The following is a 14,898-nucleotide window of genomic DNA, read 5'->3' on the forward strand; positions in this document are numbered from 1 at the left end:
GAGCTTTCACAGTAAATAGCCTCCTGGATGATAATAAAATAGATTTGCCTTACTTTCGTTCAACCAGGTGGAACCGGTAATTCAGGCTTTCCGTGGTTGTGGTAATCAGTCCGCTCATGTACTCTTGCCGGGTATCCCGCTGAATAATAAGCTCAGGCATATGTTCGGGCGGAATAATGTCCAGGCATCCGCTGCGCAGATCTTCCAGCATCTCCGGCAAGATATTATCGCCTGTGATAACAATGGTGGCCGGGTTGATGATGCTGATGATCGACACCAGTGCATGTACGGCCAGCTTGCGGGGATCGCCTGCACCCTGGAGCAGCCGGAGCTGTTCTTCTCGGGGGATACCGTAAGGCAGGTAAGAGACCTCGCCGCTAAAAAAGCTGTTGCCGTTAAGCAAACGTCCGTTCACCATGAAGCCGGCCCCCGGGTAATGATTCTTGGGGAAGGTCAGCACGGCAAAATGACTCTCTTCGTCCAGGAGAAGCTTCTGGTACAAGCCGTACACCGTCAGATTCATATCATTCTCAATGATGATCTCTACCTCTTTATAGCGTTCCTTCAGAAAAAGTCCGAGCGGCTGCTCTGCAAGCGCGGGGACATCGCAGATTCCTATCCGGTCCTGCTGTACTACCCCCGGAATGCCGATGCCGATTGCCTGCACATTCAGACGGTCCGCAATCATCTCATCCAGCCACTCTCCGAGGGTATCTGGAGTAATCTCGTCATAATCCTTAACGGCTTCCTCTATGATTTCACCGTTCAGATTGGCAAGCGCACAGGTAATGGATTGCCGGCCGCCCTCTGCACGCACAATCATACAGATAATAGAAGAGTAATCTGCATTGAACTGATATTTCCTTGCCGGTCTGCCGCCGCTGGATTCCTCCCAGCCCAGCTCCAGAATTTCACCGGTCTGGACCAGTTCATTCAGAATGGTGCCACAGGTAGCCACGCTTAGCCGTGTCTGTCCTGCGACGGATGCTTTGGTGCCGGTGCCGGAGGTGCGCAACGCATTTTTCACCAGTTCTACATTGATTTTCTTGACCAGTTGTGTGTTATGAGACGGCTGGGCCATAGCGGGGTTCTCCTCCCGGATAATTCTAATGATGTTATTAAAAGACTTGTAATAAGTGTATTGTAGTTAGTTTGCGGTGAAATGGCAAGGTATATTGCAGAATGATATACATCGTATAACGAAAAGAGTCCGTACGGGCAGGAAGTAGACTTGCTGCCAAGTACGAACGTGTGGTGGGATTCTGTTAGATACTGGTTTTATAGGATTTTCCCCGCAATCCCCATCTTGTGAAATTCGGCCCATTGCCTGTGGGTACCGGCTTGCTTGGCATCGCCAAGCAGCTCATAGCACATGGCCAACTGTTCATGGGGAAGCCATGTTTGATAGGCTGTATCCACGACAGAAGCATTGTAACGTTCCTGCAACGGATGAAGATAGGCCGTGCTGTACCAATGAATGGCGGCTTCAATATGGCCTTGCTTCAGGAAGTGTTCCCCCATCCGGCAACTGAAGGCAGGGTAGGGGACATCCTTGGCCAGCGCTTTCAGCGTCAACTCCAGCTCCTTGTGCGGCTGGCCCGCCTGGACATAACAAGTTGCAAGCTTATGCATTGCAAAGATCTGATTCTCCAGCGTGACATCGGGGTGGTTCATGCATAACTCGTAGGATTCGATGGCCTGGTCATACAAATGGTGCAGATGGCACTCTCTTGCATAGTGGAATCGCTCCGAGATGGTAAGCTCATAGCCTCTGGCTAAATGGCGTTCATAAATATCCAGGTTGCGGCGTGAGGGACTTGCCCCTGTCCCGCTGATGGATTTCGTATGCGTTACCTTAATGTCGGAGGGGAGATAATGATAATGCTGGTCGGTTGCAAGATCCTCATGCACTACGCCTTGCCAGCGGAAGTTTTTGTCACGCTTCACCAGCCGTGTACGAACTGTGTAGCTTACCACTCCGCGGTCTTTCTGCTGAGGGATTTCATAGGCCATGCTTACGGCATCCACGTGATCGGCTAACGTCTCCTTTAACTGCAGCAGCTTCGACCGCTGCTCGGGCAGCAGGATATCGTCCGCATCTAACCAGAGAATGTATTGCCTCGTGGCATATTGAAAGGAAGCGTTGCGCGCTGCGGAGAAATCATCCGTCCATGGAAAGTCATATACCTGATCCGTCCATGCCTTGGCGATCTCCCTGGTCTGATCCGTTGAGCCTGTATCCACGATGATGATTTCATCAGGGATGCCCTTGACCGATTCCAGACAGTTATTAAGGGTGAGTGCCTCGTTTTTGACAATCATACACAAACTAATGGATATCATCCTGATCCTCCTAGTGAGGAGTATATGTTCCTCAAGTAATTCCTTCCCCTGTTTTAATTCATAAAAGGATCTATGGCACTCCAAAGCGGGACTGCTGACACTAAAATTGTAGAAACCAGAGTATTCGTTTTTTGATCGATAACAGCCACAAAATTACTCCCAGCCACAGGGACATATACGGAATTCGCAGGATATTCTCCAACAAGAGTCGTATAAGGGTTAACGGCAGGTAGTTCATTTCCGGTGTTGCCTGTATTAATCGTTGCAATCACAGTTCTGCTGTCTCCATCAATTACGTAGACTGCATTTCCAGTGGCGAACAAATGATTAGAGACTAGATTTGCAGATATATTACTGATACTACTTGCAATTGTAATATTGGTCTCGAACGTATTCGTGGAGAGATCATATGAATTAACATAGTTAGCGCCGCTATAGGTTATCCAAAGTTTATTTCGGAACGGGTCTACCACAAGGCCATGAGGTCTAGAGCCTGTTAGTGGAATGGTTTGAATAATGGCACTGGTGCTGACATCATAAACGGTAAGTGCAGGTACTACATCTTGTAATGTGTACACTCGGTTAGTGAAGGGGTCAACCTTAGCCTGGATAGGCTGTGCATTAGCGGCTGTTCCAACCGTAATCGTGCTTACTGTACCTGAATCAATGTCGATAGACCAAATGTTAACGCTGTTTGTACTCCAATTTGTAACATAAAGTGTATTAGTAATTGTGTTAATGGACATGCCGCGTGGTTGGGCACCTACCGGATAATAGGTTTCTATCTGATCTGTCAATGTATCTACTTTGACGACACTGAAATGATCCGAGTAGAAAAGCTTGTGACGAAATGTATCAATTGCTGCACCATAACCTGTGTTTAAACCCGTACCTGGTTGGTTAAGAGGCCAGGAAGCAATCACTTGATTGGTAAGTGCATTGATGGAGTATACACGCTGCCCAGTATTGGTGCCAGCATAAACTTTGGGAAATTGCATTGTACCGGTCTGTCCGGTCACTCCCGTGTGCCCGGTGAGACCAGTGAGACCGGTGAGACCGGTAACGCCTGTGAGTCCAGTAGCGCCCCTCGGTCCGGCCCCGGTGGTACCGGTAGGTCCGGGGAGTCCGATACCGGTAGTGCCGGTAGGGCCGGGAAGACCGGCGCCGGTAGTGCCAGTAGGTCCGGGGATTCCGATGCCTGTAGTGCCGGTAGGGCCGGGAAGACCGGCGCCGGTGGTACCGGTAGGTCCGGGGAGTCCGATACCGGTAGTGCCGGTAGGGCCGGGAAGACCGGCGCCGGTAGTGCCAGTAGGTCCGGGGAGCCCGATGCCTGTAGTGCCGGTAGGGCCGGGAAGACCGGCCCCGGTGGTGCCAGTAGGTCCGGGGAGCCCAATACCGGTAGTGCCGGTAGGCCCGGGAAGACCGGCCCCGGTGGTGCCAGTAGGTCCGGGGAGCCCGATACCGGTAGTGCCGGTAGGGCCGGGAAGACCGGCGCCGGTAGTGCCAGTAGGTCCGGGGAGCCCGATGCCTGTAGTGCCAGTAGGCCCCGTGTGGCCTGTAGCCCCTTGCCCGGAACCGGCGGGCCCTGTCGGACCCTGGGGACCTCGCTCTCCAGCAGGCCCGGTCACTCCTGTGGCTCCAGTAGCCCCTGCCTCTCCGCCATTGTTTTCTCCAAGCAGTTCTTCAGACACTAGTCGGTGTGCGGTTACCAACTGACCTGTACTGCTCTTGCCCCATACCGAAACTTGAACAGGATCATTCATGTCAGCGAGATTGTCAGGTACAACAAATGTAAATTCAAAACCATTAAAATCTGCGTAATAATTTTTCGTAATGACTTGATTTTCTGCAATAGGGAGTATTTCGCTAACATACATAACCCTTGTTCCCGCGTTTAGATAATAACCTTGAATGGATATTGAGGAAGCCGAGTCAACGCTGCGGTTAACGATTTTAACAGTAACCTGCTGAGAGGGCCTTAGTCCGCTTACCGGGTTATTTTCGATAGGTCCTGTTGATAAAAAAGCCATTCCTTTATCACTTCCTGTCTGTATATTTGGATTTTGTTTCAGGATACCTGCTGAGTCAGCAACATAATTAATGATTAATATAAGCCTATTCAGGCTTCACGTTTCGGTGCAGATGTAAGCGAAGAAGTTGTTATGACAGGCGTATAAATAACAAAAAGAGGCAGCTAAGAAGTTTGATTACTTCTGTAGTTACCTCTTTCTGTTATATATTTTCCCATCTAATCCTCAAAAGGATCTATGGCACTCCAAAGCGGGGTTTGTGACACTAAGATTGTAGAAACTAGAGTATTCGTTGTTTGATCGATAAAGGCCACATAATTTCTTTGACCTACAGGGAGATATACGGATTTCACTGGAAATTTTGCAATAAGGGTCGTATAAGGGTTAACGGCAGGTAGTTCATTTGAGTTGCCGCCTGTACTAATCGCTGTGATCACCGTCCGGCTATCTCCATCAATTACATAGACTACATTGCCAGTGGCGTACAACCGATTAGTGATCAGATTTGCAGATATATTACTAGTACTACTGGCAATTGTGATGTTGGATTCAAACATATTTGAGGAGAGATCATACGAATTAACATAGTTAGAGCCGTTATAGGTTATCCAAAGTTTATTTCGGAACGGGTCTACCACAAGGCCATGAGGTCTGGAGCCTGCCAATGGAATGGTTTGAATAATGGCACTGGTGCTGACATCGTAAACGGTAAGTGCAGGTACTGCATCTTGTAAGGTATACACCCTGTTCGTGAAAGGATCAACCTCAGCCTGTATAGGCTGTGCATTGGCCGCTGTTCCAACCGTAATCGTGCTTACTGTACCTGAATCAACGTCGATAGACCAAATGTTAACGCTGTTTGTACTCCAATTTGTGACATAAAGTGTATTGGTAATCGTGTTAATCGACATGCCGCGTGGTTGGGCACCTACCGGATAATAGGTTTCTATCTGATCTGTCAGTGTATCTACTTTGACGACACTGAATCCATCCGAGTAGAAAAGCTTGTGACGAAGTGTATCAATTGCTGCACCATAACCCGTTCTTAAACCCGTACCAGGTTGGTTAAGAGGCCAGGAAGCGATCACTTGATTGGTAAGTGCATTAATGGAATATACGAACTGCCCACCGTTGCAGCCAACATATACTTTGGGGAATTGCATTGTACCGGTAGCTCCGGTAACGCCGGTGAGCCCGGTGACGCCGGTGAGCCCAGTGACGCCCGTTAAGCCGGTAACACCGGTAACGCCCGTCAAGCCCGTGGCTCCGGTAAGTCCCGTGGCGCCGGTGAGTCCCGTGGCTCCAGTCTCTCCGGTAAGTCCCGTGGCTCCAGTCTCCCCAGTGAGTCCCGTGGCCCCGGTCTCCCCGGTAAGTCCCGTGGCTCCGGTCTCTCCGGTAAGCCCCGTGGCTCCGGTCTCCCCAGTGAGCCCCGTGGCTCCGGTCTCTCCAGTGAGCCCCGTGGCCCCAGTCTCCCCGGTAAGTCCCGTGGCTCCGGTCTCCCCAGTGAGTCCCGTGGCCCCAGTCTCCCCGCTAAGTCCCGTGGCTCCGGTCTCCCCGGTAAGTCCCGTGGCTCCGGTCTCTCCAGTGAGCCCCGTGGCCCCAGTCTCTCCGGTGAGCCCCGTGGCTCCGGTCTCTCCAGTAAGCCCCGTGGCCCCAGTCTCTCCAGTCATCCCGGTAAATCCGGTAACACCAGCCCCCGTCGGCCCCGTGGGCCCTTGTTCACCGATGGGAATCCATCCTAGCGGATACGTGGCACCGCCATCCTGGCTACTGCGGTAATAGAGCGCTGGATTGGAAATATAGAGCTGCTGAACGTAATTGTCGACGCGGGAGACATAAATGGTCCACACATCCTTATGGGGGACATCTGGACTGTCGAGGGGGGCATTACCATCGGCATGAGCCGAGCTGTAGACGCCGGGCTGGTTGAAGCTTCTCAGCAGACTGCCGGAAGGTTCATCATTGTTAATAGGGAAGACACCGTCTTCGGCATCCAGTACGACATCTCCGGTCTGTCCATTAACGCTGGTGACAGCACCAGCAGCTCCGGTAGGACCGGGAGCTCCAGTAGGTCCAACCAGTGTCGGAATATTGGCGGCGGTTGTCAGCCTGGAATCCAGCAGCATCTCCTGACGGGAGATCGTATTCAGCAAGGACCGGGCGCTGTCATTGATCTCCAGCAACTGTGCAAGTGTGGCAGGAGGGCCGGTGAGCCCTGGAAGTGTGCCCAAGGCGTACTGGATTTTCTCACCTTCAGCGTTAATGATATGGGCTAGTCCAAGCTCCTCCATGGCAATGGAAGAGAATAACAAATTGACGACATCATCCCTCGATAATGCAACCGTGGGGGTGATGTTGGGAATATTGGGGTTCGACAATACCATAACCTCCTTCTTTTCGTTTAACCCATCGTATTCTTCGAAGAACTTTGACGAAATAGATAAGGGCCTATCTTTTAATGATAAGTAGTATAAATAAGGAAGCCGACTATTACTTGTTGGCTTCCTTAACTTTTGGTTATAGAGTAATATTTTATATAATTTACAAATATGAGAAGTTGCAATTCGTCTTCATACTTGGCTGGGAGGACCGCTGATTCCTGACAGCGTACCCAATGCAAATTGGACTTTCTCGCCTTCGGCGTTAATGATATGGGCAAGTGCCAGCTCCTCCATAGCAATGGAGGATAACAGCAGATTAATGACATCGTCCCTGGTTAAGTTTATCGTGGGGCTGATGTTAGGAATATTGGGATTTGACAATAGGTTAGCCTCCTTGATGTAGGGTTCTTTCATCATATTCCTGGAAATTCCCCGCTGAGACGGTAACAACCTATGCGTATCCGATATTTCGCCAATCCTCTGGAAAAGCGGCAGCACAATGCTAACGCAGCTCACTCGGCGTCCGCAGCTTGACCTGCTTGAACACCCGGTTGAAGGTGCGGATATTGGTGAAGCCGCATTCCAGCGCGATATCCAGAATGCTTTTGTCGGTGCCCAGCAGCAGCCGTTCCGCCTGGTTGACGCGGATGCTGTTCAGGTACGCCACGTAGCTCATGCCTGTGATGCTTTTAAAGAAGCGGGAGAAGTAAAACAAGCTCATATTGGCATGCCGGGCGGCATCGGCCAGGGTGATAGGGTGCATGTAATGGACATCCAGGTACTCCAGCACCTCCTGCATAATCTTCATATTGGTAATGCGCCGCTTATCCTTATGCGGATTTACGATATCCAGCGGCATCTGCCGCAGAATCAGCGCACATAGTTCGTGCAGCAGGCCGGTCACCAGTTGTTCATGATGCGGGGGCTTCTCCAGATACTCCTCCAGCAGCTCCTGCATAATTGCAGACAGGCGGGGGTTAATTTGGTCTGAAGCAGACTGGCTCTGGTCCAGAAAAGGAGACATCAGCCGCTTATTCAGAGGCCAGCCTGCCGGATATCCGATCAGTGAAGGATTGAAAATAATCATCAGCAGCTTGGACTCGCTGTTCTTGCTGTCATAATAATGGATATCTCCGCTGCTGCATACGGCCAGATCCCCGGCGGTCAGCACGCGTGTCTCGGAATTAATGCCCATTCGTATCGAACCCTCCAGGACATAGACAATCTCCAGATCATTGTGCCAGTGGGCGAGGAAATTAATATTCCGGCTCACAAAGGCAGTGAAGGGAAACGCATAGCCGTACGTCCGGTTCTCGTGAAACGCTCTCATGTTTACTCCTGTTCTCGTCCTCCCGGCAGTCCGTCAGGAAGCGGTTTCAGTGATTTGCTGCTATTCGCATAATGCAGTCTTAAATTTAGCAAAAAATGACCATTCCCACAAGCAAAATGACGAGCAGAAACGGCGCGGATAGATTACAATTTCTTCAGGAAGACCTGATCTAAATCAATCTATAACCCAAACTTAAATAAATAGGACAAAAAGGAGAACTTGATATGGCAAAGAAGGCATTGATTGTAAAAGGTGGATGGGACGGGCATGAACCGAACGAGGTTGCTGCGATTTTTGCAGATATCCTTACGAATGAAGGCTTCGAGGTTGAAGTCTCGGATACGCTGGACAGCTTCAATAATGCGGAGGCGCTGAAGGCGCTGAACCTGATTGTACCGGTCTGGACCATGGGCGAAATCAAGGGGGAGCAGTGCTCGGCGGTTCTGGCAGCTGTGGCTTCCGGCGTAGGCATCGCAGGCTGTCACGGCGGGATGTGCGACTCCTTCCGTACCAATACGGAATGGCAATTTTTGACCGGATCACAATGGGTGGCACATCCCTTCAATGATGGAGTGGATTATGAAGTGAACATCGTGAAATCCGGCTCCAGCCCGATTGTGGAAGGCATGCAGGACTTTATGGTGAAGTCGGAGCAGTATTATCTTCATGTCGATCCGGCGGTGAATGTACTGGCTACTACCACATTTGTGATGAGTGAAGGCGAGCATTCGGCCAATGGTGTCATCACGATGCCGGTAGTCTATACGAAGAAATGGGGCCAGGGCAAGGTATTCTATAACGCGCTTGGACATCATGCGGATGTGTTCGATATCCCGGAGGCCAAGGAACTGATGCGCCGGGGCTTCTTGTGGGCAGCCAAATAAACGAAGGACAAGGTGGGAAACAGTGTGCGTAAAGTAAAAATTGGGATTGTCGGCTGCGGGAATATCAGCAGCATTTATTTTGAGAATTTGACGGGAATGTTCAAGAATACGGAGGTCTATGCCTGTTCGGATCTTAATCTGGAGCGGGCGCAGCAGGCCGCAGAGCAGTACGGGGTTCCGAATGTGTGGACGACAGCGGAGCTGCTGGCTTCGGAGGAGATTGAGATTGTCGTAAATCTGACCACGCCGAATTACCACTTCGAAGTGTGTAAGCAAGCGCTGCTGTCAGGCAAGCATGTGTATGTGGAAAAGCCGCTGTCGCTCTCGCTTGAGCATGGGACTGAGCTGGTGGAGCTGGCTAAGGAAAAAGGATTGTTCATCGGCTGCGCGCCGGACACCTTCCTTGGAGCGGGACTACAGACCTGCGCCAAGCTGATCGCGGACGGATATATCGGAGAGCCGGTGGCGGCAACGGCATTCATGCTCTGCCACGGACATGAGAGCTGGCATCCGGACCCAGAGTTCTATTACCAGGCCGGCGGCGGCCCGATGTTCGATATGGGACCGTATTATCTGACGGCACTGGTATCCTTGCTGGGCCCGGCGACTACGGTATGCGGCATGACCAAGACCTCGTTCCCTACACGGACGATCACCAGCGAGAAGAAGTTCGGCAAGGTGGTGGAGGTTGAAGTCCCTACGCATGTGGCCGGAACGATTCAGTTCGCCAGCGGTGCTGTTGCCACGATGATTACCAGCTTCGATGTCTGGCACAGCACACTGCCGCGCATCGAGATCTACGGCTCGCTGGGCACCCTGATTGTGCCGGACCCGAACACCTTCGGCGGCCCGATCCTCCTGCGTCCGGCGCATAGCGCAGAATTCAAGGAGATTCCGGTGGTGCACAGCTATGAAGGCAACAGCCGGGGAATTGGTGTGGCAGATATGGCCCGCTGCACCCAGACCGGAGAGACCCCGCGTGCTAACGGCGAGCTGGCCAATCATGTGCTGGAGATCATGCACGCCTTCCACACCAGCTCCGATTCGAAGCGCTATGCCGAGCTGACCACCACCTGCGACCAGCCGAAGCCGCTGGCTCCGGGACTGATTAAGGGATATTTGGAGTAGCAGAAAGCAGCTAATCATAGCGAAAAGTAGCGCGAATAAGCGAAGAAGCAAAGAGTGTAAAGGTAATAGATAGCATTTAACAGGCAGCGTTCTGTCCCCAGTTGCGGGGAGGGGCGCTGTTTTTTTGTGAGGTCTCCCTCTGTTTGAACTTGTATATACAAGTTTAATGTATCTCAACAAGTTATTCATGGAGGTGCTTCATTTGAATCAAGAGAGTAAGGCCCGGCCAGCGGAATGGTGGCGGCGGTCCACAGTGTATCAGGTATATCCGAAGAGCTTCAAGGATACGACAGGGAACGGAACCGGTGATATCAGAGGCCTGACGGAGAAGCTGGATTATTTGCAGGAGCTGGGGATTGATATTGTCTGGCTCCAGCCGGTCTATGTCTCGCCCGGACATGATAACGGTTACGATGTGGCGGATTATGAGCGGATTAACCCGGAATTCGGCACGATGGAGGACTTCGACGAGCTGGTAGCGGAGCTGCACCGGCGCGGTATGAAGCTGATGACAGATATCGTAGTCAACCATACCTCGACAGAGCATGAGTGGTTCAAGCAGGCGATCTCCAGCCGGGACAATCCGTACCGCGATTATTATATCTGGAAGGACCCGGCGCCAGGCGGGGGAGTACCGAACAATTGGCAGTCGAAGTTCGGAGGTCCCGCCTGGCAGTTCGATGAGGCGTCAGGCCAATATTATCTTACTCTGTTCGACAAGACACAGGCGGATCTGAACTGGGAGAACGAAGAGGTCCGCAGCGCGGTGAACCAGATGATGCTGTTCTGGGCCCGTAAGGGTGTGGATGGATTTCGGATGGATGTCATCAATCTGATCTCCAAGGACCAGCGCTTCCCGGATGATGACGGGAGTGTGCCGCCGGGCGACGGGCGGAAGTACTACACAGACGGTCCACGGGTCCACGAATACATCCGGGCGATGTACGATGAGGTGTTTGGCCCGCATGAGCTGATCACGGTCGGTGAGATGTCCTCTACCACACTTGAGCAGTGCATCCGTTATTCCAATCCTGAGCGGCGGGAGTTCTCAATGACCTTCAACTTCCATCATCTGAAGGTGGATTATCCGAACGGCCGGAAGTGGGAGCTGATGCCTTACGATTTCGAAGCACTCAAGCGGCTGTTCAGCGAGTGGCAGACCGGGATGCAGGAGGGCGGGGGCTGGAACGCTTTATTTTTCAACAATCACGATCAGCCCCGCGCGCTCTCCCGGTTCACAGACGACACTGCGTACCGCGAGGAGAGCGCCAAGCTGCTGGCGACCACACTGCACGGATTACAGGGTACACCCTATGTCTATCAGGGAGAAGAGATCGGGATGCCGAATCCCAAGTGGAAGGGTATTGAAGAGTTCCGTGATATTGAGTCGCTGAATATGTACCGGATTCTGTGTGAGCAGGGTGCAAGTCCCGGGGAGGCGCTCGCGATCCTCCAGGAACGTTCAAGGGACAACTCCCGTACGCCGATGCAGTGGGATGACAGTTCGAATGCAGGCTTCACCACCGGAACTCCTTGGCTAAAAGTGGATGAGCGGTACGCAGACATCAATGTGCGTCAGGCGCTGGAGCAGCCGGATTCGATCTTCCATCACTACCGCAAGCTGATCGCTCTGCGCAAATCGCACGCTATTTTCGTAGACGGGCTATACCGCAGGCTGGACGAAGGACATCCCGAGGTGTTCGCTTATGCACGGACCGGAGATCATGAGGCGCTTGTCGTGGTCTCGAACTTCAGCAGCAAAGAGATGATGTTCCGGCTTCCGGATGATCACTGGGCGGACTTAAGCGCTAAGGGGAAGGGGAAGCTCCTGATTGGCAATACCGGAGAGCATCCTGCACTTACGCAAGAGCTTCAGCTTCGCCCGTATGCTTCATATCTGTGGCTAGTCAGCCGGAACTAGAAGAGACCGAAATTGCGTGAATGTACGTTAAAATCTGAGAGGGCTACTATGCCTTCATCAACTATGCGAGGAGTGACAATATGTCTATAAACCGCAAAAATGTTGAAGAGATCGTCCGGGCAGTGGGCGGCAAGGAGAACATTGAGGTAGCTACGCACTGCGTAACGCGGCTGAGATTCTCGCTCTATGACGAGAGTAAAGTGGATGCTTCGGCGCTGGACGCAAATGACCTAGTGAAAGGGCAGTTCTCTTCCCAGGGGCAATTCCAGATTGTTATTGGACCGGGCATTGTAGATAAAGTATATGATGAGATGATTCAGCTGACCGGCGGTGCCCGTTCCTCCAAGGATCAGGTGAAATCAGCCGCAGCCCGGAACCTGAATCCGCTTCAGCGGATCATCAAGACACTGGCCGATATCTTCATTCCCATTCTTCCGGCCATCGTTACTGCGGGTCTGCTGCTGGGGATCAATAACCTGCTGACCGGCCCGGGGATATTCTTCAGCGATTCGCTGGTCGATGTCTATCCGCAGTGGAAGGACATTGCTGCTATCATTAATACAATTGCCAGTACGGCATTTACATTCTTGCCCGCACTGATCGGCTGGGCCGCCGTGACCCGCTTCGGGGGCAGCCCGCTGCTCGGGATTGTGCTGGGTCTGATTCTGGTGCATCCAGACTTATTAAGTGCTTACAGCTATGCTAACGCTTCTACGGAAGGTACGGTTCCAACCTGGAATCTGTTCGGCTGGCATCTGGAGCGGATCGGTTATCAGGGACAGGTGCTGCCGGTCCTGGTATCGGCCTATATCCTTGCCAGAATTGAGAAGTTCCTGGACAAGCGCGTCCATGATTCCGTCAAGCTGCTGGTGGTGGCACCGGTGACGCTGCTGATTACAGGCTTCCTGGCCTTCACCATCATCGGGCCGGTTACGTTCGGCATTGCCAATGCCATCACCTCCGGCCTGGTGTATATCTTCGATCATTTTGCCATACTCGGCGGATTAATTTACGGCGGATTCTACTCGCTCCTGGTCATTACAGGCATGCATCACACCTTCCTGGCCGTTGACGTCCAGCTGATCGGAAGCGAGAAAAGCACCTTCCTCTGGCCAATGCTGGCACTCTCCAATATTGCCCAGGGTGCGGCAGCACTGGCGATGATGTTCGTGGTCAGAGAGCAGAAGACCAAGGGTCTGGCTGTGACCTCCTCCGTCTCGGCCTTCCTCGGCGTTACCGAGCCGGCCATCTTCGGGGTGAATATCCGCTACCGCTATCCGTTCATCTTCGGGATGATCGGCTCCGCGATAGGCGGTGTGCTGCTCACTGTGAATCAGATCCGGGCTACATCCATTGGGGTAGGGGGAATTCCCGGCTTCCTGTCGATCTTCCCTAACCAGTGGGGTGTGTTCTTCATCGGGATGGCGATCGTGCTGATCGTACCGTTTGCGGCCACCGTGCTGTATGGCCGGGCGGTTGCACAGCGTGCACTGAACAAAGCGCAAGCAACAGCAGGCGTAACAGCAGCCGATTCTTCTGTTACAGCCCCTGAGCTAAGCAGCCGCAGCTCCGTACAAGGCTCGCAGGAGCAGGAGCCGGTGAATATCCTGGAGCTGGCGTCACCGCTTAATGGAACGGCGGTACCGCTAGAGCAGGTTCCTGATCCCGCTTTTGCTGAGCGGCAGATGGGGGATGGGATTGCGATTGAACCTTCCGAAGGCAAGGTCTATGCTCCCTTCGATGCTACAGTAGCCCACGTGATTAAGAGTAAGCACGCGCTGATTCTGGAGCATGCCAGCGGAGTCCAGGTGCTGATCCATGTCGGGATTAACACCGTGTCGCTCAAAGGCGAAGGGTTCACCACAACGAAGCAGATCGGAGATAAGGTACGGGCTGGCGAGCTTCTGCTGGAATTCGATATGGAGGCTATCCGCGCCGCCGGGTATCCTTTAATTACTCCAATAATCATCCCTGCCGGGCAGGAGATGGTGGAGCGGATTGAGGAGCAGAGCGGACCGGCCACAGCGAAGCAGACCCGTATTCTAACTGTTCATCTTAAGGGTTGACCCGTGCGGATCAGACATGCAATATAAGGAATGGAGGACAGCCCTGCGGGGCTGTTTTTCTACAATTTAGGGCGGTGATGTTCGATGAGAGAGAATATATTTTTGCAGATCTATACGGAATACAGCAGCCGTATCCAATCCGGCCAGCTCGCGCCCGGAACCAAGCTGCCCTCTGAGAGTGAGCTGGCGGAGGCTTATAAGACCTCGCGGGAGACGGTGCGCAAGGCGCTGAATCTTTTGTTCCGCGAGGGCTATATTAACAAAATCAAAGGCAGGGGCTCGTTCGTGCTGGATATGACGCGGATGGATTTTCCCGTAACCGGGCTGATCTCATTCCAGGAGCTGACCGGGACGCTTGGGGTTCCCTCGCGGACACTGGTAGAAGAGACGGTCCTGGAGCCGGCAGGCTCCCTGCTGGCCCGGCAGCTGCACCTCGCTGAAGAGACGCCGGTATGGAAGGTCATCCGCGCCAGAGAGATTGAAGCCGAGCGGATTATTCTGGACAAGGACTATTTCCGGTCCGATATCGTTCCCTTCCTCAGCAAAGAGATCGCAGAAGGCTCTATTTATGAATATCTGGAGGCGGAGCTGGGTCTGAAGATCAGTTATGCCAAAAAGCTGATCTCCGTTGAGCCCGTGACCGGGGAGGATCAGCGTCTGCTGGACCTGAAGCAATACCAGCATATTGTCGTGGTGCGGAACTATGTGTATCTGGAGAATACCGTGCTGTTCCAATACACCGAATCCCGGCACCGGCTGGATAAGTTTCAGTTTGTGGATTTCGCCAGAAGGGTTAGGCGGTGAACGGTCAGGGA

At 52.6% G+C, this 14,898-nt stretch carries 9 protein-coding genes and 2 pseudogenes; 5 read left to right on the forward strand and 6 right to left on the reverse strand.

Translation table 11 applies throughout. From position 1 onward, the window contains the following. Positions 1 to 49: 49 nt before the first annotated feature. The 6 genes and pseudogenes from NST04_RS13585 to NST04_RS13610 form a co-directional block, all read right to left on the reverse strand. Complete coding sequence (locus NST04_RS13585; protein ID WP_341184669.1) at positions 50 to 1,081, reverse strand: ROK family protein; 1,032 nt, start codon at positions 1,079 to 1,081, stop codon at positions 50 to 52. 197 nt (positions 1,082 to 1,278) lie between these two features. Beyond that, positions 1,279 to 2,322 carry a tetratricopeptide repeat-containing glycosyltransferase family 2 protein gene (locus NST04_RS13590; protein ID WP_341184670.1) on the reverse strand — a complete coding sequence of 348 codons (1,044 nt, stop codon included), beginning with the start codon at positions 2,320 to 2,322 and terminating at the stop codon, positions 1,279 to 1,281. A 74-nt stretch (positions 2,323 to 2,396) separates the two neighbouring features. After that, positions 2,397 to 4,001, reverse strand: a pseudogene (locus NST04_RS13595) (hypothetical protein); the annotation flags it as partial. 590 nt (positions 4,002 to 4,591) lie between these two features. Then, positions 4,592 to 6,751 (reverse strand): hypothetical protein, encoded by a 2,160-nt coding sequence (locus NST04_RS13600; RefSeq protein ID WP_341184672.1) that lies wholly within the window; start codon positions 6,749 to 6,751, stop codon positions 4,592 to 4,594. Between the two features lie 195 nt (positions 6,752 to 6,946). Continuing rightward, positions 6,947 to 7,135, reverse strand: a pseudogene (locus tag NST04_RS13605) (hypothetical protein); the annotation flags it as partial. A 121-nt stretch (positions 7,136 to 7,256) separates the two neighbouring features. Then, a complete protein-coding gene (locus NST04_RS13610; protein WP_341184674.1) occupies positions 7,257 to 8,084 on the reverse strand; it encodes an AraC family transcriptional regulator in 828 nt (275 codons plus the stop codon). Between the two features lie 224 nt (positions 8,085 to 8,308). Here NST04_RS13610 and NST04_RS13615 point away from each other — a divergent pair, with 224 nt between their 5' ends. The 5 genes from NST04_RS13615 (at position 8,309) to treR (ending at position 14,887) form a co-directional block, all read left to right on the forward strand. Beyond that, entirely contained in the window at positions 8,309 to 8,968 is a 660-nt protein-coding gene (locus tag NST04_RS13615) for a ThuA domain-containing protein (RefSeq protein ID WP_341017837.1), read from the forward strand. A 24-nt stretch (positions 8,969 to 8,992) separates the two neighbouring features. Beyond that, positions 8,993 to 10,096, forward strand: a complete 1,104-nt coding sequence (locus tag NST04_RS13620; protein ID WP_341184675.1) for a Gfo/Idh/MocA family protein — start codon at positions 8,993 to 8,995, stop codon at positions 10,094 to 10,096. A gap of 202 nt (positions 10,097 to 10,298) precedes the next feature. Continuing rightward, positions 10,299 to 12,017 carry an alpha,alpha-phosphotrehalase gene (treC, locus tag NST04_RS13625; RefSeq protein WP_341184676.1) on the forward strand — a complete coding sequence of 573 codons (1,719 nt, stop codon included), beginning with the start codon at positions 10,299 to 10,301 and terminating at the stop codon, positions 12,015 to 12,017. Positions 12,018 to 12,097: 80 nt separating this feature from the next. Continuing rightward, positions 12,098 to 14,083, forward strand: a complete 1,986-nt coding sequence (gene treP / locus NST04_RS13630; RefSeq protein ID WP_341184677.1) for a PTS system trehalose-specific EIIBC component — start codon at positions 12,098 to 12,100, stop codon at positions 14,081 to 14,083. Positions 14,084 to 14,167: 84 nt separating this feature from the next. Continuing rightward, on the forward strand, positions 14,168 to 14,887 hold the full coding sequence (gene treR, locus NST04_RS13635; RefSeq protein WP_341184678.1) for a trehalose operon repressor: 720 nt from the start codon (positions 14,168 to 14,170) through the stop codon (positions 14,885 to 14,887). The last annotated feature ends 11 nt before the right edge of the window (positions 14,888 to 14,898 follow it).

The organism is Paenibacillus sp. FSL H7-0756, assembly GCF_038006765.1.
In the GTDB taxonomy this organism is placed as follows: Bacteria; Bacillota; Bacilli; order Paenibacillales; family Paenibacillaceae; genus Paenibacillus_AQ.